The organism is Neisseria musculi (genome assembly GCF_014297595.2).
Lineage (GTDB): Bacteria > Pseudomonadota > Gammaproteobacteria > Burkholderiales > Neisseriaceae > Neisseria > Neisseria musculi.
The window spans coordinates 1,523,418-1,545,135 of record NZ_CP060414.2 but is presented as its reverse complement, the minus strand read 5'-3'; the positions used below and the strand labels follow the sequence as shown (position 1 = coordinate 1,545,135).

General features: G+C 55.6%; 22 protein-coding genes. 13 read left to right on the top strand and 9 right to left on the bottom strand.

The window, feature by feature from the left end; genetic code table 11:
• Window positions 1-403 precede the first annotated feature (403 nt).
• Together H7A79_RS08095 and H7A79_RS08090 are read left to right on the top strand one after the other, a co-directional pair.
• A complete protein-coding gene (locus tag H7A79_RS08095) occupies window positions 404-877 on the top strand; it encodes a type IV pilin protein (RefSeq protein ID WP_135033614.1) in 474 nt (157 codons plus the stop codon).
• A 95-nt stretch (window positions 878-972) separates the two neighbouring features.
• Window positions 973-1,437: a type IV pilin protein gene (locus tag H7A79_RS08090; RefSeq protein WP_187001662.1), complete on the top strand. Its 465-nt coding sequence runs from the start codon at window positions 973-975 to the stop codon at window positions 1,435-1,437.
• Between the two features lie 164 nt (window positions 1,438-1,601).
• Here H7A79_RS08090 and H7A79_RS08085 read toward each other — a convergent pair whose 3' ends face one another.
• Both H7A79_RS08085 and typA read right to left on the bottom strand, forming a co-directional pair.
• Window positions 1,602-2,372: a Rossmann-fold NAD(P)-binding domain-containing protein gene (locus H7A79_RS08085; RefSeq protein WP_186999899.1), complete on the bottom strand. Its 771-nt coding sequence runs from the start codon at window positions 2,370-2,372 to the stop codon at window positions 1,602-1,604.
• 726 nt (window positions 2,373-3,098) lie between these two features.
• Window positions 3,099-4,910 carry a translational GTPase TypA gene (typA, locus tag H7A79_RS08080; protein ID WP_186999898.1) on the bottom strand — a complete coding sequence of 604 codons (1,812 nt, stop codon included), beginning with the start codon at window positions 4,908-4,910 and terminating at the stop codon, window positions 3,099-3,101.
• A gap of 443 nt (window positions 4,911-5,353) precedes the next feature.
• Between typA and bfr (H7A79_RS08075) the strand changes: the two genes are divergently transcribed.
• Window positions 5,354-5,818, top strand: a complete 465-nt coding sequence (bfr, locus tag H7A79_RS08075; protein ID WP_135033619.1) for a bacterioferritin — start codon at window positions 5,354-5,356, stop codon at window positions 5,816-5,818.
• 24 nt (window positions 5,819-5,842) lie between these two features.
• On the top strand, window positions 5,843-6,316 hold the full coding sequence (bfr, locus tag H7A79_RS08070; protein WP_186999897.1) for a bacterioferritin: 474 nt from the start codon (window positions 5,843-5,845) through the stop codon (window positions 6,314-6,316).
• A 429-nt stretch (window positions 6,317-6,745) separates the two neighbouring features.
• Here the strand turns inward: bfr (H7A79_RS08070) and recB are convergent, their stop codons facing one another.
• From recB to pcnB, 4 genes are all read right to left on the bottom strand, one after another.
• Window positions 6,746-10,396 (bottom strand): exodeoxyribonuclease V subunit beta, encoded by a 3,651-nt coding sequence (recB, locus tag H7A79_RS08065; protein WP_186999896.1) that lies wholly within the window; start codon window positions 10,394-10,396, stop codon window positions 6,746-6,748.
• Window positions 10,397-10,542: 146 nt separating this feature from the next.
• Window positions 10,543-10,812, bottom strand: coding sequence for a YihD family protein (locus tag H7A79_RS08060; protein ID WP_135033626.1), 270 nt, complete (start codon window positions 10,810-10,812; stop codon window positions 10,543-10,545).
• A gap of 135 nt (window positions 10,813-10,947) precedes the next feature.
• Complete coding sequence (locus H7A79_RS08055; protein ID WP_228068095.1) at window positions 10,948-11,193, bottom strand: glutaredoxin family protein; 246 nt, start codon at window positions 11,191-11,193, stop codon at window positions 10,948-10,950.
• Window positions 11,194-11,200: 7 nt separating this feature from the next.
• Window positions 11,201-12,547, bottom strand: a complete 1,347-nt coding sequence (pcnB, locus tag H7A79_RS08050) for a polynucleotide adenylyltransferase PcnB (protein WP_186999895.1) — start codon at window positions 12,545-12,547, stop codon at window positions 11,201-11,203.
• 272 nt (window positions 12,548-12,819) lie between these two features.
• Between pcnB and H7A79_RS08045 the strand changes: the two genes are divergently transcribed.
• From H7A79_RS08045 to H7A79_RS08015, 7 genes are all read left to right on the top strand, one after another.
• Window positions 12,820-12,972, top strand: a complete 153-nt coding sequence (locus tag H7A79_RS08045; RefSeq protein ID WP_186999894.1) for a hypothetical protein — start codon at window positions 12,820-12,822, stop codon at window positions 12,970-12,972.
• Window positions 12,973-13,008: 36 nt separating this feature from the next.
• A complete protein-coding gene (locus tag H7A79_RS08040) occupies window positions 13,009-13,194 on the top strand; it encodes a DUF3460 family protein (protein ID WP_135033744.1) in 186 nt (61 codons plus the stop codon).
• 25 nt (window positions 13,195-13,219) lie between these two features.
• Window positions 13,220-13,888, top strand: a complete 669-nt coding sequence (locus H7A79_RS08035; RefSeq protein ID WP_186999893.1) for a class I SAM-dependent methyltransferase — start codon at window positions 13,220-13,222, stop codon at window positions 13,886-13,888.
• Window positions 13,889-13,901: 13 nt separating this feature from the next.
• Window positions 13,902-14,561 carry a tetratricopeptide repeat protein gene (locus H7A79_RS08030; protein WP_186999892.1) on the top strand — a complete coding sequence of 220 codons (660 nt, stop codon included), beginning with the start codon at window positions 13,902-13,904 and terminating at the stop codon, window positions 14,559-14,561.
• 404 nt (window positions 14,562-14,965) lie between these two features.
• Window positions 14,966-15,454 (top strand): 5-(carboxyamino)imidazole ribonucleotide mutase, encoded by a 489-nt coding sequence (purE, locus tag H7A79_RS08025; RefSeq protein WP_186999891.1) that lies wholly within the window; start codon window positions 14,966-14,968, stop codon window positions 15,452-15,454.
• Between the two features lie 469 nt (window positions 15,455-15,923).
• A complete protein-coding gene (gene crcB, locus H7A79_RS08020; RefSeq protein ID WP_186999890.1) occupies window positions 15,924-16,301 on the top strand; it encodes a fluoride efflux transporter CrcB in 378 nt (125 codons plus the stop codon).
• A gap of 43 nt (window positions 16,302-16,344) precedes the next feature.
• Entirely contained in the window at window positions 16,345-16,548 is a 204-nt protein-coding gene (locus H7A79_RS08015; RefSeq protein ID WP_246408133.1) for a lipoprotein signal peptidase, read from the top strand.
• Between the two features lies 1 nt (window position 16,549).
• On the opposite strand, the gene metW is transcribed toward H7A79_RS08015, so the two are convergent.
• Complete coding sequence (gene metW / locus H7A79_RS08010) at window positions 16,550-17,131, bottom strand: methionine biosynthesis protein MetW (protein ID WP_187001661.1); 582 nt, start codon at window positions 17,129-17,131, stop codon at window positions 16,550-16,552.
• Window positions 17,127-18,269 (bottom strand): homoserine O-succinyltransferase MetX, encoded by a 1,143-nt coding sequence (metX, locus tag H7A79_RS08005; protein ID WP_186999889.1) that lies wholly within the window; start codon window positions 18,267-18,269, stop codon window positions 17,127-17,129. Before metX ends, metW begins: the two co-directional genes overlap by 5 nt.
• Before the next feature lie 164 nt (window positions 18,270-18,433).
• Here metX and H7A79_RS08000 point away from each other — a divergent pair, with 164 nt between their 5' ends.
• Both H7A79_RS08000 and dapC read left to right on the top strand, forming a co-directional pair.
• The gene (locus H7A79_RS08000) at window positions 18,434-18,613 is read left to right on the top strand and encodes a protein MIGRI (protein WP_135033387.1); all 180 of its coding nucleotides are present in this window, start codon (window positions 18,434-18,436) and stop codon (window positions 18,611-18,613) included.
• 299 nt (window positions 18,614-18,912) lie between these two features.
• On the top strand, window positions 18,913-20,103 hold the full coding sequence (gene dapC, locus H7A79_RS07995; RefSeq protein ID WP_186999888.1) for a succinyldiaminopimelate transaminase: 1,191 nt from the start codon (window positions 18,913-18,915) through the stop codon (window positions 20,101-20,103).
• Between the two features lie 572 nt (window positions 20,104-20,675).
• Here dapC and ilvC read toward each other — a convergent pair.
• Entirely contained in the window at window positions 20,676-21,689 is a 1,014-nt protein-coding gene (gene ilvC, locus H7A79_RS07990; RefSeq protein WP_186999887.1) for a ketol-acid reductoisomerase, read from the bottom strand.
• Window positions 21,690-21,718: the final 29 nt, after the last annotated feature.

The window sequence follows — 21,718 nt, the reverse complement described above, 5'->3', positions numbered from 1 at the left end:
TTTTGGAAAACAAACTGAAAAACGGGCGTGAGTTTACTGTAAAAAAAACGTGCCGCCAAGCGTAAAGCATAAAAAAATAAATCATAACTTATTATTTTTTAATATATTTTATGATTTATTTTTACACGGGCTGGGAGGAAATTTTACACATTTTCCCGCTTGTGATGCTTATTTATACACACAAAATACAACAGTTTCGAAAGTTAATTATTCCGCTTAGTATATTTACGATACCAAATATCGCCTTTGCACACCAAGAACGCAAAATCAATTTATACTTTACAAATCGAAAAGGTAAATCTATAAGATTTACACTATACGCATTTCGGCTTAGGAGGCGGATAAGGATACGCCCGCCTCTTTGAAAACAACCGCTGACTCACTTACCTGATACCAATCCGATATGAAAACGCAACAACAAGGCTTTACGCTGGTCGAGCTGATGATTGTGGTGCTGACGCTGGCTATTTTGGCCACCATCGCCTACCCGTCTTACGAAACCTATATCCGCCAAACGCGCTTGGAAAACGTGCGCGCCGATTTAATGCTCAATGCGCAGATCATGGAGCGCTATTATGCGCAAAACAAGCGCTTTCCCAACCATTCTACTGATGCAGACAAAGCCGAGCGGCAAAAAATTACAAATGCCCTTGAAAAGAATCCGTATTTTGATATTTCCTATCGGGAGCCTGCCGGCAATAGTGCGGCAAATCCCATAGAAGATAATTATGTTATCGTTGCAAACGCAAACAAAACAACCAACCCCGGGGAGGAACGGTATATGCAGATAGACGGCAACGGCGTGGTTACTTTATGCAAGCCTAAGGCCGGAAATGCTTCAGCAAACCATGCCGATACATGTTATATGTATAAATAATCACACACAAAACTAAAAAACACACGCTTTTTCTTTACAGCCTTATGGCGGATGAGCATAATTTTTCTATAAATCAAAAATATATAGGGAAAATTATGCAAGACGCTAGTCAAAAAGGCTTTACGCTGATTGAGTTGCTCGCTGCCGTAGCGGTATTGTCCGTCTTGGTTATGATTGCCGTTCCGTCCTATCAAAAATATATCCGCGATGCCCGATTGAACCATGTCCGTGCGGTGCTTTTGCAAAATGCTCATTTCATGGAGCGTTTTTACCAGCAGCGCCGCTCATTCAAACAAACTTCTACTACTTGGCCCGCGCTGCCGTATGCGGAAACCGAGCATTTCTGTATCCGCCCGCAGGGCAACGCCCGTGGTGCGCACGATGGTAAATTTACCTTGAAAGCTGTTGCGTTCGATAAAAGCGGTGAGCCGCGCGTGATCAAAATCAACGAATCGTTAATCACCGTGATATGTGAAAGCAGCGACAGTGCCTGTTCGGATAATGATAGTTTTTTTGCCGGTGGGGCAAAAGTAGATCAACAGTGCAAAGTATTCCAATAGAAAAAAGCCGTCTGAAAAATGAAGCCACCCTCTCAAAAGCCGGACATCTGCCAGCTTACCGGGGTGGTTTTTTTATGGGTTAATACACATTTAAGTTTCAGATACCGAGCCGCTTGGCGCTATAGGGTTCACTCATCTGATAAATTTTTCAGACGGTCTCTGTATCACAATAATAGGTCGGCGAAATCACCATAAACTGTATATACGGTTTTACCGCCGCTTTGGTCTCCGAGGTTGAATGCAGGTTCGGGCAGGCCGAGTTTGGCGGCTTCGGTGCGGTAGAAATTGTATTGTGTCGGGTGTTGCGCTTCAACGATGTTGCGTATCCGCAAACCGGCGGGTGTAACGGCGGCGCGGTGCAGGGCTGCCACGGCACGGTTGCGGTGCAGCATATTTACGGGCCGGTGTGCCCCGGTAAGATTGCTGCACTTGAGCAGGCTGTGTAAAGGATGGCGCTTTGCACAATAGAGGCCGCCCAAACGCAAAATATCAATATTGGGGATGCCGCTCTCCCGCAGCAGTTTTTCAACCCGGTAGATTTTGCAGGCACTTTCGGTTTGCGGGTCGGGAGCGGTGTGTTCGCTGCACGGGCGGGCGGCATCTCCGTAAACTGAAGTGCTGCCCGCATAAACGATGTGCTTGATGCCGAAATTGCGTGCAAGTTGCAGCCAGCCGGCCAGTAGGGCAGGATAGTCGGCAACGGCGGAGGGCGGCAGCAGGCAGAACCACAGTGGTTTGTCTGCCCATGTTTGCCAAAAATCCGCCTCAAAAACCCGCGGGTGGTTTAAATCGGCGGTGTGCAGATTCACCGGCAGGTTGGCAGAGACGGACTGCCGCTTGAGTGCCGATATGCGGCTGCCGTTTTCAAACATTTTTTCGGCCAGCGGCTTGCCCAAATAACCCATGCCGAGTATGGCGCAATCGGGTGTGTGCATTTTTCAGACGGCCCGGTGTGTGGAAAGGCGGGCAGTATAGCTGATCTGGGCTGCAATAAGGATAGGCAGGGAGCAATCCGACTGAGTCGTTTTTTACACTTTCTGTTGTTGCTTGGCGGCTCATTTTGGGTTGTTTTAAAGAAACCGAGAATGCCTAAAGGCACGCTGAAGCGGCCTGATTTTTGAGAATAGGCAAAAACCGGAAAGCCATTGTTGCAGGAAAAATACAAGCTGTTTGGCGTGGCAGGCGTAAAAGTCCGGCCTTTTCCGGCATTTTAATATCACTGCCATATTTGGTCTGCCTTGTTGTGCGGCCGGTATTGCCTGCGGTCGGTTTGTGCTTGATTTTTGCAGATTGGCCGTAGGGAAATATTCGGCACGGGGTATTTACCTGCCGGAATTTGTGTTCAGACGGCCTGGGCGGTTGCGGGATAAAAAGAATCCGTTATGGCGGGTTGTACATTTACAACATAAAGCAGCGGGCCGCAGGCTTTCGCATATGGCATGGCAAGGCGGCAGCAGAAATGGAGTGCGGTTATTTAACGGGCGGGGTAAAGGCGGGTCAATGTTGTGTCAATGTTGTAATGAGTATTAAAGCGGGGTGGTTATACCGCTGATACGGGTTTTCCGGTATGCGCGGGGCGGTTGTGGCGGGGCGCGGTATGTTTATCAACGCCAGGCCGTCTGAAAAACATTTTCAGACGGCCTGGCATTTAAACGGTGGGATTAATCTGGTTTTTTGAAATGCTTGCGGCGTTCGTGTTCCTGCAGATAACGCTTGCGCAGCCTGATGGATTGGGGGGTGATTTCCACCAGCTCGTCATCATCGATAAACTCGACCGCGCTCTCCAGTGTGAGTTTGATCGGCGTGGTCAGGCGCACGGCTTCATCGGTGCCGCTGGCGCGCACGTTGGTGAGTTTTTTGCCTTTGAGCGGGTTGACCACCAAATCATTGTCGCGGCTGTGGATGCCGATAATCATGCCTTCGTAGATTTTTTCGCCGGGCGACACAAACATGCGGCCGCGGTCTTCGAGGTTCCACAGGGCGTAGGCAACGGCCTCACCTTGTTCCTGTGATACCAGCACACCGTTGTGGCGGCCGGGCATATCGGGCTTTACGGGAGCGTAGTCGTCAAAAACGTGGCTCATCAGGCCGATGCCCCGGGTGAGTGTCATGAATTCGCCTTGGAAGCCGATCAGGCCGCGGGCGGGGATATGGTATTCGAGGCGGGTGCGGCCGTTGCCATCGCTTTCCATATTGGTTAATTCGCCACGGCGGCGGCCGAGCTCTTCCATTACTGCGCCTTGGTTGTCATCGGGTACGTCAACGGTGAGGTTTTCATACGGCTCGCATTTTTGACCGTTGATTTCGCGGTACACCACGCGTGGTTTGCCTACGGCCAATTCATAACCTTCACGGCGCATGTTTTCCAACAGAATGGTCAGGTGCAGCTCGCCGCGACCGGATACGCGGAAAATATCGGCATCTGCGGTGTCTTCCACGCGCAGGGCTACGTTGGTAAGCAATTCTTTGTTGAGGCGGTCGCGGATTTGGCGGCTGGTTACAAACTTTCCTTCAGTGCCGGCCAGCGGGCTGGTGTTGACCATAAAGTCCATGGTGAGGGTGGGCTCGTCCACGCTGAGCATGGGCAGGCCGACTGGGTTGTCTTTATCGGAAATGGTTACGCCGATACCGATGTTGTCAAGGCCGGAGATAATCACGATGTCGCCGGCCTCTGCTTCTTCAAGCGGCACACGCTCCAAGCCTTTGAAGCCCAGCAGCTGGTTGATGCGGCCTTGCGCTACCTGTTTTTCGTGGTTCATCACCGCGACCGCTTGACCGGGTTTGATGCGGCCGTTGAGAATGCGGCCGATGCCGAGACGGCCGGTGTAGTTGTCGTAGTCGAGTTGGGAAATCTGCAATTGCAGGGTTTCGCCGGCACTGCCGGAAGGGGGCGGGGTGTGTTTCAGAATGGTTTCAAACAGCGGGCGCATATCGCTGCTTTCATCGCTTTCTTCCAGTTTGGCAAAACCGGAAAGGCCGGATGCGTAAACAATGGGGAAATCAAGCTGTTCATCGGTAGCGCCGAGTTTGTCGAAAAGCTCGAAAGTTTGATCGATTACCCAGCTCGGGCGGGCGGAAGGTTTGTCGATTTTGTTAATGACTACAATCGGGCGCAGGCCGAGCGCCAAGGCTTTTTTGGTTACGAAACGGGTTTGCGGCATCGGGCCTTCCTGTGCATCGACCAGCAGCACTACGCAATCGACCATGCCTAAAACACGCTCCACTTCGCCGCCGAAATCGGCATGTCCGGGAGTATCGACAATGTTGATGTGGTAGCCTTCGTATTCGATGGCGGTGTTTTTGGCGAGAATGGTGATGCCGCGTTCTTTTTCGATATCGTTGCTGTCCATCACGCGCTCGTCAACCTGCTGGTTGGCGCGGAACGTGCCGGATTGCCGCAGAAGTTGATCGACCAGTGTGGTTTTGCCGTGATCGACGTGGGCGATGATAGCGATATTGCGGATTTGTTTCATGGTTTCAAACAGCCTGATAGCTAAAAATAACCGCGTATTATAACATGGTATTCGTTTGGTTTCTTTCAGTTATCTATGTGGCAGCGGCGATAAATTATTTTAATAAGCGAAAAGAAATAATTTATAACATGGTTGAAAATAAAGATAAAAAACACGACCCAAGCTGAATGGGGCGGAGTGGAAGGGGGGTGTTGCGGTTTGGTTGATTTTTTTAAAGTTAAATTTTGTAAATAAAAAACCGCGTTGCAATAAATTATTAATATTAAGCGCAACGAAAATCAAACGGAAACAAGCCATTAGTTTTTCAAACGGTTTTTCCGAGCAGTTGTTACCTTTGATAATTGTTTGTATTTTAAATGGAAAGTTTGTGTAAACCAGGTTTGTTGCTTACAATTTTAACCAAGCAGACATGCAAAACCGAAACACAAACGAAAGGACACATCATGCAAGGCGATAAAGCTATTATTGATTATATGAATGAATTGCTGGCGGGAGAATTGGCCGCGCGCGACCAATATTTCATTCACTCACGCATGTATGCCGAATGGGGCTACAGCAAATTGTTTGAGCGTTTGAATCACGAAATGGAAGAAGAAACCCAGCATGCGGAGGATTTTATCCGCCGTATCCTGATGTTGGGCGGCACTCCGAAAATGGTTCCTGCCGAAATCAACGTGGGCGAAGATGTGGCATCTGCGCTTAAAGCAGATTTGAATACCGAATACGAAGTGCGCGATGCGCTGAAAAAAGGCATCAAATTGTGCGAAGAAAAGCAGGACTACGTTACCCGCGAACTGATGGTCGCGCAATTGAAAGACACTGAAGAGGATCACGCCCACTGGCTCGAACAACAATTGCGCCTGATTGATTTGGTGGGTATTCAAAACTACCTGCAAAGCCAGCTGTAACAGGCCGTCTGAAAGGAGATTGTCATGCAAGGCGACCGTTTGGTTATCCGCGAGCTAAACAAAAACTTGGGTTTGCTGCTGGTAACCATCAACCAATATTTCCTGCATGCCCGCATTTTGAAAAACTGGGGGCTTGAGGAGTTGGGCGAACATTTCTACAAGCAGTCTATCGTGGAAATGAAAGCTGCCGATGATATTATTGGGCGTGTTTTGCTGCTTGAAGGTCTGCCCAATCTGCAGGATCTGGGCAAGCTGTTGATTGGCGAGAGCGCTGAAGAAATCATTGAGTGCGATTTGACCCAAGAGCAGAAAAAGCACACCGCGTTGGTGGAGGCAATTGCATTGTGCGAAGAGAAGCAGGATTATGTTTCGCGCGATTTGCTCGAAAAACTGAAAGACATCAACGAAGAGCATATTGATTGGCTGGAAACCCAGCAGGAGCTGATTGCCGGCATGGGTCTGCACAATTATCTGCAAACCGGGGCGCAAGAGGACTGACACACAAACCACTGCCAAATACAGCAGTCTTATTGAGTACCGGCCAACAAACGGCATACTTAAGGGTATGCCGTTTTCTTTGCGCCTTGTTTTCAGACGGCTTCAGGTGTTTATGGGGCTGCGTTTTTGGTGTGCAGTTTGGTGTGTGGCAGCATCAAGGTTTTGATGTGGAATCGAAATAAAACGAAACAGATGCCGAACCGATACAGCGTATGGTGAATCCGCTTTGTTTTCGATACGGAGCAGGGCCGCAGGCCGCACAGACAATATGGAGCCGGCTACACTGCCGCTTTAGCGGCCGGCAAAACCGTGCTCTTTGGGCTGGGGCGCAGCAGAGCCGCAATCCAAATAAAGCGGGCTCACTATGGGCGGCACGGAAGGGCGGTATCGTTTGTATTTTGGCTGAACCATAAAATAAACGTAACAGACTCAGCCGTTTTCCAGCCAGCCGGACAGCAGCCCGATATCGAAATCCCAAGCCCAAATGCCGTTGCCGCTGCCGTTAAGGCCGCGCAGAAAGAGATAGCGTACGGCGATTTTCTGCACAGGCTGTTGCCGTGAACGGAAATAGCGTGCGGCGGCAATGGCGTAAATCAAGGCCTGCAGGTAATAGTGGTGGTGTGCCACCGCTTCGTTCATGGCCGCCTGGTGGTAATCGGCGGCGGTTGGCCCGAGATGGTTGGACTTATAATCGATTAGGGTAACGAGGCCGTCTGAATGCAGGCACACCATATCGATAAAGCCGTTGAGAAAGCCTTTTACATCGTTAAAATCCAAGAGTTGGGCGGCAGCGGCACACTCGGCGGGCAGGCCGTTATCGGGGCGGGCAAACCATTGCTGCAGGTGTTTGAGCGTGAAGTCGTGCATATGCAGCGTGAATGCCATTTCGGCGCGGCGGCGTTTTGTGGGCGTGTCGGCGAGCGTGCCGCTGCCCAGCGGTGCAGAACGGGTGTGGTCGAGCATGGTTTCAACGGCCTGCTGCCAATGCGGCTCGAAGCCGTAGCGTTCAAGGACGGTGCGCACGAGATCGCTTTGGTCGGATGCGGGGGTGGAAAAGTCAAACTGCTCTAAAATTTCGTGCAGGCAAACGCCGGCATCGGCTCCGCGCGCAAAAGCATGGATATCGCGCCCGCCCGGGCTTGGTGGGTTTTCAGACGGCCTGAATACGGGCGCATCACCGGTTTCGGCCAGATCGATGGTCGGTTGCAGCTCTTCGCCGGCCTGCTCCCTATCTCCGCTGCGGTGGCGGGTTTGGCGGCTTAAACCGGTGAAGCTGGTGTGGTTTATGGTTTCAAACAGCCGGACAGGCAGGTTTTGCGCCAGATAGCGGCCGTCTGAAGCCGCCGGCGGCCGGTAGTTTGCCGCCGGCGGTATGTCTTCGGTGAACGCAAAATCGGTGTTGGGGGGGGCGTTTGCAATAAACTGCTGCCAGTTGCGCTTCAATTTGGCGGCCCGCTCGGTTTTTGCGGCGGCGGTATAGGCAGCTTCGGTTTCGGCGCGGCCTGCGTCTGTGCCGCCTTCGAGCAGATAGGCCAGCGGGTTGCGGGGGGTGTCGCTGCAATGTGCGGCATACACGGTCAGGCGCTCTTCGGCACGGGTAAGGGCAACGTAGAGCAGGCGAAGGTTTTCGCTGAGGTTTTCATCGGCAAGGCGGCTGCTGTCGGCTTCATCGGGCTGGTGGGGGGCGAGCAGTTCGGCCTGTCCGTTGCGGTGGAGAATCTGCCAGTGGTTTTCGGGCTTTTTGCTGTCCCACACAAACGGGCAGAATACCACGGGATACTGCAAGCCTTTGGCGGCGTGCATGGTTACGATTTGCACCAGGTTTTCATCGCTTTCCAGCCGCAGCAGGTTGTTGTCGGGGTGGGCGGTGTTGTCGGCGGCCGTCTGAATTTGCGAGAGCAGCCATTGGTGCAGCGGGGCGGGGCCGAGGTTGTGTCCGCTTTCTTCGGCCAGCCTTTCGATAATCTGGTGATAGTTGGTGAGGCTGCGTTCGTTGCCTTCGGCCAGCAGCCGCTCTTCAATGCCGTGGCGCGCGGCAAACTGCTGCATGGCGGCGTAAATGCCGTATTGCTGCCAGGTTTCGGCAGCATCGTGTGCCGATGCCATCCATTCGAGCAGGCTGTTTTCATCACGGTTGAGGGCGTAGAGTTCGGCGGCTGTTTGGTTGAACAGCACGCCGCCGAGCACGAAACGCAGCGGCCCGGTGTCGTGCGGCTGCAGCCAAAAGCCGAGCAGGGCGGCAACGGCTGCGGCTTCTTCGGTGGCAAACACCGATTCGCGGCTTAACAACACGCTTTGAATGCCGCGTTTTTTCAATTCGGCGGCCGCCATCCGCCCTTCGTTGTAGGTGCGCACCAATACGGCAATCTGCCCCGACTGCAGCGGTTTTCCGGCATCATCGGGATGTTTGCGGTAGTTCAGACGGCCTGCTGCGGCTTGGTTGAGCAGGCCGGCGATTTCATCGGCGCAGTATGCGGCGGCACGGCTGCGCAGCATGTCTTTGTTGCTGTTTTCATCGGGGCGGTTGAGCCAGCGCACCTGTATGGCGCTGCCGCCGGCGTTCAGACGGCAGGTTTCGCGTGAGGCACCCACATCGGCATAGCCGATATGGTCGATGACGAACGGGCGGTTTTTTAGCCGGAAAAGGGCGTTGATGCTGCGTATCAGCTTACCGTGGCTGCGGTGGTTGACTGCCAGCGTGTAGCGTTTGCCGGCATCGTGCGCGGCCTGCAGATAGGCGTGGATATCGGCGCCGCGAAAGCTGTAAATGGCCTGTTTGGGGTCGCCCACCAAAAACAGCGGGCGGTTTTGCCCGGCAAACAGACGGCTGAAGATGGTGTATTGCAGCGGGTCGGTGTCTTGGAATTCGTCTATCAGTGCGGCCTGCCAGTCGGCTGCGGCAGCTTGCGCCAGCGCATCGGCGTGTGCGCCGGTGGCGAGGGCGTGGTAAACATCGAGCAGTAAATCGTCAAACACCCGCTCGCGGTGGTTTTTTTTGTGTTCGGCCAGCGCGGCGGCAAGATAGTCGAGCAGATCGAAATAAAGGGCGGCAAGGGCGTTTTGTTCGGTTTGGGCAATGCCGGCCAGTTGGCGGCCGAACGCGGCCAGTTTGTCGAACCCGGCCTGCGTTTGGGCATCTAGCGTTTTGCCTTTTTTGATTTTGCCGGGCAGGGTTTCGGCAGAAAGGTTTTCCAAACGTTTGAAAAAATCTTCCTTTTTCTTGGCTTCTTGCGGCACCTCGGGCAGGCGGTTGTGTGCGGCGGCCTGTTGCAGGGTGGCGAAGAGTTCTTGATAGGAAGGCTTTTTGAAATAGGTGCCGTTTAAAACGGTGGCAAACAGCGTCCAGAATTTTTCTTCCAAAGCGGGCAGGGCGGTGCGGATTTCCTGCCAGCTTTGTTCTGCCGCAGCGTAGCTTGCGGCTAAATCGCTCTCAGGCCGTCTGAAAACCAAATAAGGGCGGCCGGTAAAGTGTTTGACGGCCGCCAGCGCGGTTTGCGGGGTTTGCCGGTTTTTGAACACCAATTGTGCCAACAACGGGTTGGGCGACACTTTTTCGCGCCAGAAATCCTGCGCGGGCGTGAGCAGGCGTTCGCGGGTGTCGCCGGTGAGCGAGACATCGAACGGCACTTGGCACAAAAAGGCATAGTCGCGCAGCAGCCGCTGGCAGAAGCCGTGTATGGTGTAAATCGAGGCATTGTCGAATCGACTGATGGCGGCCTGCAGGCGAACCATCAGCCTTTCGCGGCTTTCGTGCTGCAGGGCTTGCTGCAGCAGCGGCAGGATAAAGCCGTCGCCGGGGTGGCGGCTGAGGTAGTGGTTTTGCAGGCCGTCTGAAGTGCCGCCGTGTTCCAACGCCGACAAGGCATCGTCCAAGCGCGCGCGCAGGCGGGTTTTCAGCTCGGCGGTGGCAGCTTTGGTAAACGTAACCACCAATATGCTTTCCACCGGCATTTTTTCGAGCACAATCAGGCGGGTGAAGAGGGCGGCGATGTTGTAGGTTTTGCCTGTGCCGGCCGAGGCTTCAATCAGGTTGGTGCCTTCAACGGCAATGGCGAGCGGGTCAAACGGCTGTGCGTGCATGGCGGGTTGGAAAATAGGTTGGAAGTAGGGCGGTTTTGATGATTCAGACGGCCTGAAGCGTTTGCAAATTCATGCCGGTGTTTGCTGCGCCGGTATCGTGTGCGGGCATGGGCGCACGCAAATGGTTTTGGATTCCGCTCTCTGTTTTATTCTTTGATGATGCCGCGCGCTTTGAGCAGGGCGGTTTTGAAGTCTTCTTCATAATCTTTCTGCACGCCCGGAACGGGTTCGTGTCTGCCGAGGCTGCTCATTTTCAGGTGGTAGATAACCACTTCGTCTGTCAGCTCGGCAAGCGGTTTGTGAAAGCCCGCTTCGGCGGCGATTTTCTGCAAAACCTGCGTGAGGTTCAGCTCGGGGTCTTTCGACCAATAGGGTTGCAGCAATTCAAGCAGTTCGCGTAAACGGCGGCTTCTCATGGTGGTTCCTTTTTGTGGCGGTGAAAGCGGGTAGTGTAAGGGTTTTTGCGGCGCGGCACAAAGATATCAGGCCGTCTGAACAAATTGTTTTCAGACGGCCTGAAATTTGCAGGGAGCGGTTGCCAAACAAGTGGTTTAACTCTGGCGGCAGGCGTGCAAAAAAGCCTGCAATTTGGGTTCGTCTAAAAACCAATGGCAGATTTCGGTGTGGCCGTGCAGCAAAACGGGCACGAGTTCGTTGTATTTTTCTTCCAGCTGCGGGTGGCTGTCCACATCGATGATTTCCAAATCAAATCCGTATTCGGCTTGATAGGGCAGCAGGGCATTGCGCATTTTGCGGCACAGGCTGCAATACTCGCGGAACAGCAGTGTTAAAGCCAAACGGTTTTCAGACGGCATGGCTGCTTCCTTCTTTCTTTTTGCGCGGCCTGCGGCGGCGTTTGCGTTTTTCTCCGCCTGCGCCGCCGTTTTCCTTTTCCTGCCCTGCACTCATCAGCAGGCGGGTTTCATCACCGGCGTGTTGGAAGGCCGTCCACCATTGCGCCAGCCCGGGGTCGGCACTGCCGGTTTCGGCGCGCAGCAGCAGAAAATCGTAGGCAGCGCGAAAGCGCGGGTGGGCAATCAGGCGGTGCGGGCGTGCGCCGCGACGGTTGGCAAATTGCGGCTGAAGCTGCCAGATTTCGCGCATGGTGGCGGAAAACCGCTGCGGCACACCCCAGCCTTTTCCGATGTCGCGCAGCTCATTAACGGCTTGGGTGAGCGCGGGTGCAGGCTTTTGGCCGGCGGCGAGATTGCGTTGCCAACAGCTTTCGAGCTGCGGCCACATCACGGCGGCCAGCACGAAACCTACCGACACCGATTTGCCGGCGAGCAAGCGCTCATCGGTGTTGCGCAGGGCGTGCGTAATCATGCCCTGCCCGTTTTTTCCCGCCTGTTGCAGGGCGGTGAGAATCGGGTGGATGCCGGCCGCCACGCCCAAACGCTCGAATTGTGCCAGGCATTGCAGGGCGTGGCCGGAAAACAGCAGCTTCATGATTTCGTCAAACAGGCGCGCCGCCGGCTCCTGTTTCAGACGGCCGGCATGCTCGGCAATCGGAGCGGCGGTTTCCCGCTCTACTTCAAAGCCGAGCTTGGCCGACAGGCGCACGGCGCGCAACACGCGCACGGGGTCTTCCTGATAGCGCGAGCCCGGGTCGCCGATCATCACCAGCCTGCGCGCGCGGATGTCGGCCACGCCGTGATGGAAATCGATGATCTGTTGGCGTATCGGGTCGTAATACAGCGCATTGCAGGTGAAATCGCGGCGCACGGCATCTTCTTCCATGCTGCCGTAGGTGTTGTCTTTCATGATACGGCCGTGTTCGTTGTGCTGCACCTTGCCGCCGCCGCGGAATGTGGTAACTTCGATGGTTTCCGGCCCCACCATCACGTGCACGATCTGGAAACGCCGGCCGATGATGCGGCTGCGGCGGAATATTTTACGCACCTGCTCGGGCGTGGCATCGGTGGCCACATCGAAATCTTTCGGCTCGATGCCCAGCAGCAGATCGCGCACCGCACCGCCCACCACATAGGCTTCGAAACCTTCGTTGTGCAGGCGGCGCACCACTTTTTCGGCGGCGAAGCTGAGCATATCGGCGCTGATTCGGTGTTCGGCAAATGCAACCGTTTCTTTGTGCGCACGCAGCCTGCCCGATTTGCCGGGCAGCACTTTGCGCAGCCATTTTTTCAACATATTGATCCAACCATAAAACAAATACCGGGCCGTCTGAAATGCCTGAAATGTAGAAAATTCTAGTGTTGTTTACACTTTATCACTTTTATCCGAACGCCCGTTTTGGGATTTTCGGAGAGAGTGATGCCGAAAGGCACGGCGGAGCCGCATGTTTTTTGAGTATACCCAAAAAATCACGAAGCCGTGATTGCGGCAAAACACACGCCGTTTGCGCATGGAAAGCGCAACACCCCGGCTTTTCCGACACCCGAAACCTTTGCAGAAAAACCTGAATGCAAACCTTGCTGCAAAAGGTTTCAGACGGCCTGCGTTACCCGACAGGCAGGCTTGTCTGCCAAATCCGCCGCACTGCCGGCAAAACGGCGCATTATACCCCATCACTGCGCCGCATATGCCGTTTTTTCGGCTATAATTGCGCGTATTGAGCAACATAAATGCATCAAACCGAAAGAGAACACCCCATGTATCACTACCAATCCGAGGCCACCCGTTTTCTTAACGACTACATCGAAAAACACCCGCAAGAGGCTCAGCAACGCCTGAAAAACCGCGCCCTTTTGTGGGATGTGGAACTCAACCCCGAAGAACAGGCGGGCTATGAAGCGGCCAAACTGCCGAAAAAGCCCTACGCCTACCAGCCCGACTGATGCCGTTCAGGCGGCCTTTGCAGCCATGTCAACCCACAAACACCATATTTCCCCGCAGCTTGCCGGCTATCTGAACAGCATCGGCGAGCCCGAGCCGCCCGTTTTGGCCGCCCTGCGCCGCCGTATGTCCGGACACCGCTTGGGCAAAATGGCCGTTGCGCCCGAGCAGGCCGCGCTGCTCACATGGCTGGCGCGGCTGATTCGCGCCGAACATTATCTCGAAGTGGGCGTGTTTACCGGCTACAGCAGCACCGCTATGGCTTTGGTGCTGCCGCCCGAAGGCACCGTTACCGCCTGCGACATCAACGTTACTTTCACCGACACCGCCCGCGAAACTTGGCAGGCCGCAGGCGTGGCGCACAAAATCACCCTGCACCTGCAACCCGCGCTGCTCACGCTCGATGATTTAATCGCCGCAGGCCGCAGCGGCAGCTACGACATCGCCTTGATTGATGCCGACAAACCGCCCACCCCGCAATATTACGAGCGTTGTCTGCAACTGGTGCGCAGCGGCGGCATCATCGCTATCGACAATGTATTGCTCGGTTCACGCGTGCTGCAGCCTGCTACCGCCGACAGCCCCGATGCCCATGCCGTTTTACAGGCATTCAACCGCAACCTGCCGCACGATAACCGCATTATTCCCATCACGCTGCCCGTGGGCGACGGCCTTACCCTGTTGTTGAAAAAATAACCGTGAGAACATCATGCCTTCCAAATTTCCCGCCCTGCTGTTTTGCGTTTTTCTGCTCAATGCCTGCGCCGATATGGCCGCTTCTCCGGCTCCGGCAACCCAAAGTCGTCCGCCCCAAGCGCGTATTCCCTATCCCGAACCCGATATGCAGGCGCAAATCCATAAACTGGGCATTCAGACGGCCCGTTTGGAGCAGCAGATAGAAAGCCTGCAAACCCGTGTGCGTCAATTGGAACGCCGCCCTGCCGCCCGCACGGCCGCACGCAGCGGCAGCGGTGCAGCCGCCCCGGCAGACTCCGCCCGCCCCGTTGCCGGCGGATACGACCATGCCCTCAGGCAATACCGCAGCGGCAATTACGCCGCCGCCATTGCGCTGTTGCGCGGTGCCGACAGCGGCGGCAACGGCAGCGATGATGCCCGCGAGCAAATGTATCTGCTGCTGCAAAGCCACCAGCGCATGGGTAACTGCGAATCGGTGATCAATATCGGCAACCGCTTTGCCAAACGTTTCCGCAACAACCCCCAGGCATCTGAAGCCCTGTTCGGTGTCGGCTCGTGCCAATACCGTATGCAGCAGCAGGACATCGCCCGCGACACTTGGCGCAAACTGATTCAAACCTATCCCGACAGCCCGGCGGCCAAGCGCGCTTATGCCGAATTGAAAAAACGCTGACAGGCCGAAACCTTTGCCAAAACTCATTCAGGCCGTCTGAAATATTCAATAATCGTCATGAGCTTTGCACGTCCGCTGTGCGCTCCCCCGTGTAGGCGGGAATAACGGATTTAAGCATTTCAGACGGCATTATTAAAGGTATTTTTGCAAAGATCTCAGGCCGTCTGAAAGCTTTTTCAGACGGCTGTAATCCCGCTTCGGGGCATGCCCTTGTGTATAATGGGCTGCCCGTTTTCCGACTCAGGGTAATCGGCCGCAAACCATAAACAAACCATAAAGCAGCGGGGCAGGGCGCGGCAGCGGCGCAGCAAAAATGAAGCCGGTTCTGCTGCCGTTGCGCCTTGGACGCCGCCGGACACAGACAGCGGTTTCCCGTCCCCCCAACCCTATTTTAAGGAGCAGCAATGATTCAAATCGGCATTATCATGGGCAGCAGCAGCGACTGGCCGGTGATGCAGCAGGCCGCAAAGATTTTGGAAGCGTTCGGCGTAGCTTATGAAGCCCGCGTGGTTTCCGCGCACCGCACTCCCGATTTAATGTTTGAATACGCCGAAAACGCGCGTGCGCGCGGCATCAAAGCCATTATTGCCGGCGCGGGCGGAGCAGCCCATCTGCCCGGCATGGTGGCGGCCAAAACCACCGTGCCGGTGTTGGGTGTGCCCGTGCCGGGCAGATATCTGAGCGGAAAAGATTCGTTGCTGTCTATCGTGCAGATGCCCAAAGGCATTCCTGTGGCCACGTTTGCCATCGGTGGGGCCGGTGCTGCCAACGCAGCTTTGTTTGCCGTGGCCATGCTGGCCAACGAAAGCCCCGGGCTGGCCGAACAACTCGAAGCCTTCCGCCGCCGTCAGCAGGCCGCCGTGCTGGCGATGGAGCTGCCTGCAGCGGAATAAATGCCGTAGCTTTTGCCGGATAGCCGGTTGTCGGCTTCCCGCCATACCCCCGGGCTTGATCCGAGTATAATGTTCAGACGGCCTAAACGGCCTGCTATAGTGAATCTGCTTACTCCATTACAACGTTGCTGCGGCTTGTTGCCTTACTACTGAAAATTAATTGAATCCACTGTAAAGGTTTCAGACCAAAACCTTTGCGGCACTGGCTTCCGGCCATCTGAAAACTTATGCGGATACACGGTTTCCGGTAGCACAGCCCGCCATTGCCGGGCTTGACCCGGCAATCCGGTGCCGGATACTTCTGAAATATCCACCTTCCGCCTGAATGCAAATGCTGGATTATCGGATCAAGCCCGAGCATGACGGAATCCAACATCTCAGACGGCTTTAATGAGTTTTGCCAAGATTTCAGGCCGTCTGAAAACCTTTTCCGGCACCGGCCGCCTTTTCGGTTTGACAGGATAGCACCATGTTTGCCAATTTTTCCGCCATCGTTGCAGGCACCGCATTCGGCACATTGCTGCGCTACGCGTTCGGCCTATGGTTTGCGGGCACGGCTTCGTGGTTTGCGTTCGGCACGCTGGCGGCAAACTGGACGGGTGCTTATTTAATCGGCCTGATTGCCGCATTGCTGGACTGTTTCCCTGCGCTCAGCCCCAATTGGCGTTTGCTGCTGATCACCGGTTTTCTCGGCAGTCTCACTACTTTTTCTGGGTTTTCGCTGGAAATTATCGGTATGTTGCAAGCGCAGCGGTGGGGTGCTGTGCTGGCAGTGGTTTTGCTGCATTTGCTCGGCTCGCTGCTGCTGGCCGCTTTGGGCTTGGCAACGGTGCAGTTATTCCGCTGAAAACGGAACGCAGCCATGCCGGGGCCTTTGCACCTGCTCCCATCTGCGGCGCATTTCTGTGTTGTGCGTTTCTGCCCTTTGGGGTACTGTCCGCTCGCCTGCCTGTCTGTCTGATATGTTTGCGCCCGCTGCGCTGCTGCGCCTTGAACTGCATCCACATCTGGGGGCAAAGGTTTCATACTGTGATAAATACACTTCAGGCCGTCTGAAATGTTTCAGACGGCCTCTGTTTGATTGTTTGTCATAAACTAACTCACCCGGTAAAACGCCAGGCTGCCGAGCAGGTTGGGCAGGATATTGATGCGCCTGCCGGCGGTCATCACCGTGCGCTCGAGCACGCGGATATGGTTTTTGGCGCACAGGCGGTCGAAATCGTGCAGCGTACACCAGTGGATATTGGGCGTGTTATACCATTGGTAGGGCATGCGTTCGCTCACCGGCATATGCCCGGATAGGCCGATTTGCAGGCGGTTTTTCCAGTAGCCGAAATTGGGAAACGACACGATGGCCTGCCGGGCCACGCGGGTGAGGTCTTGCAGGATGGTTTCGGTGTTCTGCATGGCCTGTATGGTTTGGCTCAGTACCAAAACATCGAAGCTGCCGCTGTCGAAATCGCGCAACCCCTGCTCCAAATCGGCCTGTATCACGTTGATGCCGCGCGACATCGAGGCAATCACGCCTTCGGTGTCGATTTCCACGCCGTAGCCGGTGCAGTTTTTCTGCCGCATCAGCGCAGAAAGCAGCTCGCCGCTGCCGCAGCCCAAATCCAGCACGCGGCTGCCGGCGGGAATCCAGTCGTAAATCAATTGCAGATCATCGCGCAGTTCAATCACGGCAGCACTCCCGGGCTATGTTGTCCATATAGGTGCGCACGGCGCAAAGATAAGGCTCGTCTGCCATCAGAAAGGCATCGTGGCCGTGGTGCGATTCTATTTCGATATACTGCACGTTTTTGCCGGCCTTCACCAAATGTTTCACCAGCGCGCGCGAGCGGGCGGGGGCAAAACGCCAGTCGCTGCTGAAGCCGGCCACGAAAAATTTGGCCTGCACGGTTTTGAGGGCGGCGGTCAAATCGTTGCCGAACTCGGCGGCGGGGGCGAAATAGTCCAACGCTTTGGTCATGCGCAGATAGGTGTTGGCATCGAAGCGCTCGGCAAATTTGTCGCCCTGATAGCGCAGGTAGGATTCGACTTCGAATTCAACATCGTAGCTGTATCGATAGCCTTCGGCGTGCATGTTGCGGCCGAATTTTCTGCCCAGGCTTTGTTCGGCCAGATAGGTGATGTGCCCCATCATGCGGGCAATGCGCAGGCCGCGGCGGGGAATGGTGCCGTGGCGGCGGTAGTGGCCGTTGTGGAAATCGGGGTCGGTGATGATGGCTTGGCGGGCGATGTCGTTGAAGGCGATATTTTGGGCAGAAAGACGGGTAGCCGAGGCAATCACCAGCGCATGGCGCACGCGCCGGGGAAAGTCTACCGCCCATTGCAGGGCCTGCATTCCGCCCAAGCTGCCGCCTGCAACCGCCGCCCATTGTCGGATGCCGAAATAATCGGCCAGTCGTGCCTGGCTCTGTACCCAGTCTTTTACCGTTACCACGGGGAAATCGGCACCGTATTCTCCGCCGGTTTCAGGGTTGGTACTCAAGGGGCCGGTGCTGCCGTGGCAGCCGCCGAGGTTGTTTACCCCCACCACAAAAAAGCGGCCGGTATCGATGGGCTTGCCGGGGCCGACCATGGTGTCCCACCAGCCGGGGTGTTTGTCGTGGGGCGAGTGGCGGCCGGCAACGTGGTGGTTGCCCGAAAGGGCGTGGCAGACCAATACGGCGTTGGATTTATCTGCATTGAGCGTGCCGTAGGTTTCGACCATCAGATCGAAGCGCGGCAGGGTTTGCCCGTTTTGCAGGGCAAGCGGCGTTTCAAACGCGATTTTCTGCGGGGTTACAATCCAAACATCGGTTTTGTCGGTCATGGCGGCAGGCGCTGGTTTGGGAAAGCGGCTATTATAGCGGTTTGGTTATGGTTTGTGTGTGTATGGCCGCAGCGGGTAGCCCACTGTTTTTACACAGCCCGGCAGGGTGGGGCTGGATTTTTCAGACGGCCGCTGCGGCAAGTTTGGCAGGAAAACGGAATATCATGATAGGCCGCATTTTACGCATTGTGTTTTTGATTGCACTGGTTGCTTTGGTGGTGCACCGCCTGTTTGGCCGTAAACAGAAACGCGCCCTGCACGAAATCGTGCAAATCAGTGCATGGGTGTTTCTGGCAGCGGCACTGGCGGTGTTGGGGTGGTATGTGTCGGGCGCGGTGAGGTAGATATGCAGTGCATCAAAGATAGCAGCGATACAGCGCTGCATCTCTTTGGCAGCCGGAAGAGGCCGGTTCGGCAAGCCGAGAAGGCGGATTGCGCCGGTGGTGCCTGAGGCTCGGTATCTTGTTCTGCGCGGTTTGTGCCGTGATTAACCGCCCAAACGCTGCAGCCGACCGCAGGGCTTTATTGCAGCCGTAATGCGCCGGCAACGGCGGTGGAAACCGCGCTTTTGCAGCCGCACACCCTGCGTGATTGATGTTAAGATACGCATTATTTTCAATATTATGCCGTTCAAACCCATGCTATGAATCCGTTACTTAACACCCTGCAACCTTACCCATTTGCCCGCTTGCGCGAAGCCCTGGCCGGCATTCATCCTCCCGCCGGTGTTGTGCCCGTGCCGCTGCACATCGGCGAACCCAAACACCCCGCGCCTGTCGTGATTACCGATGCGCTCACCGCCGCTCTGCCCGAGCTTGAACAATACCCTTTGTCGGCCGGGCTGCCCGAGCTGCGCCAAGCCTGTGCCGATTGGGCGGCACGCCGCTACGGCGGCCTGCAGCTCAACCCCGAAACCGAAATCCTGCCCGTGCTCGGCAGCCGAGAAGCGCTGTTTGCCTTTGCCCAAGTGGTGCTCGAGCATGTTTCAGACGGCCCCAAGCCCGCTGTGGTCTGCCCCAATCCGTTTTATCAGATTTACGAAGGCGCCGCCCTGCTCGGCGGCGGCGAAATTCATTTTGCCAACTGCCGCGCCCCGCGTTTTCTGCCCGACTGGAGCCAGGTGCCGCAAGCCGTTTGGCAGCGCACCAGGCTGGTGTTTGTGTGTTCGCCCGGCAACCCAAGCGGCAGCGTGATGCAGCTTGGCGATTGGGCGGAACTCTTCGCCCTGCAGGAGCGCTACGGTTTCGTTATTGCTTCTGACGAATGCTATTCTGAAATCTATTTCGGCGGCAACCGGCCCATCGGTGGTTTGCAGGCCGCACGGCAGCTCGGCCGCAGCAACAAGGGCATCGTGATGTTTACCAGCCTGTCCAAACGCTCCAACGTGCCCGGCCTGCGTTCCGGCTTCGTGGCGGGCGATGCCGGGTTGCTCAAAGCCTTTTTGCTCTACCGGACCTATCACGGCAGTGCCATGAGCATTCCCGTCCAACGCGCCAGCACCGCTGCTTGGAACGATGAAGCACACGTTGTCGAAAACCGCCGCCTGTATCAGGAAAAATTCGACAAAGTGCTGCCTATCCTGCAAACCGCTTTTGATGTGCGCCTGCCTGATGCTTCGTTTTATATTTGGCTGAAAGTGCCGGGCGGCGACGATTTGGCCTTTACCAAAACGCTGTGGCAGCAGGCCGCCGTCCAAGTGTTGCCCGGCCGCTTTCTGGCGCGGGATACCGGACACGGCAATCCGGGTGCAGGCTATGTGCGCATCGCGCTGGTGGCAGATGTGGAAACCTGTGTGAAAGCGGCGCAAACCATGGCGGCACTCTACCGCCGCTAAACGGTTGCCGCAGGGCAGGTGTACTCCCTGCGGCTTCGCCTTCAATCTATACCGCTGCTGCAACCGTTATCGTGAATCCGCTGTAAAAGCATGGTATGTTGGTTTGGCTTATTGCAAATACAGGCCGTCTGAAAGGGTTCAGACGGCCTGTATCGTACCCTTTGGGTGCAAGGCAGGCCGCGCAGACAGTACGGAGCTGATTCTGTACCGCCTGGGGCTTATAAAACTGTTTTCTTTGAGCTGGCTGGGGTGCAGCCATGCGGTAACGGAAATGTAGAGATGGGCTATATTCTTGCGGCGGAGGGAAAACGGGTTCGCTAAACGGCCGTTATCCACATGCCGCCCATATTTGAATTTGCAGAAACCGCAGGCCGTCTGAAATCATTACTGCCGTTTCCGCCCGGCAGCTTTGCAAAGCCGGCGGTTGGGTTGGGGGCAGGCAGTTCAGGCAGAATTTTTATAAGGCACTGGCTGTTTGGATGATGCAGAAAGTTTCAGGCCGTCTGAAAGGGTTCAGACGGCCTGTGTTTTGCGGCAGCGGGAAAAACCGTTATGGCGCACCGTATGCCGGTTTAGTTTTTGTCCAGATCCACCAGTTTGTTTTTGGCAATCCACGGCATCATGCTGCGCAGTTGCGCGCCCACTTTTTCGATGGGGTGGTCGGCATTCAGGCGGCGGCGGGCGGTCATGCTGGCGTAGTTGGCGGCGCCTTCCTGAATAAACATTTTGGCGTATTCGCCGCTTTGGATGCGGTAGAGTGCTTTTTTCATCGCTTCTTTGGTGGCGGGCGTGATCACTTCGGGGCCGGTAACGTATTCGCCGTATTCGGCATTGTTGGAAATCGAGTAGTTCATGTTGGCAATGCCGCCTTCATACATCAAATCCACAATCAGTTTCAGCTCGTGCAGGCACTCGAAATAGGCCATTTCGGGGGCATAGCCGGCTTCAACCAGGGTTTCGAAGCCGCATTTCACCAGCTCTACCGCGCCGCCGCACAACACGGCCTGTTCGCCGAACAGGTCGGTTTCGGTTTCTTCGCGGAAGTTGGTTTCAATCACGCCGCCTTTGGTGCCGCCGTTGGCTGCGGCGTAAGAGAGGGCGATGTCGCGGGCTTTGCCGGAGTGGTCTTGGTGAACGGCAATCAGGGTGGGCACGCCGCCGCCTTTGAGGTATTCGCTGCGCACGGTGTGGCCGGGGCCTTTGGGGGCAACCATAATCACATCGATGTTTTGGGGCGGCACGATTTGGTTGTAGTGGATATTGAAGCCGTGGGCGAATGCCAGGGCGGCGCCGTCTTTCAGGTTGGGGGCGATTTCGTTTCGATAAACAAAAGGCTGGGTTTCGTCCGGCAGCAGAATCATCACCACATCGGCGGCTTTGACGGCATCGGCTACGCTGCGCACATCGTGTCCGGCGGCAACGGCTTTGTTCCATGAGCTGCCTGCGCGCAGGCCGATGACCACGTTCACGCCCGAATCTTTCAGGTTGGCCGCATGGGCGTGGCCTTGCGAGCCGTAGCCGATAACGGCTACGGTTTTGCCTTTGATGAGGGAGAGGTCGGCGTCTTTGTCGTAATAAACTTGCATATTGCTTCCTTTGGGATAAATGTGGGATA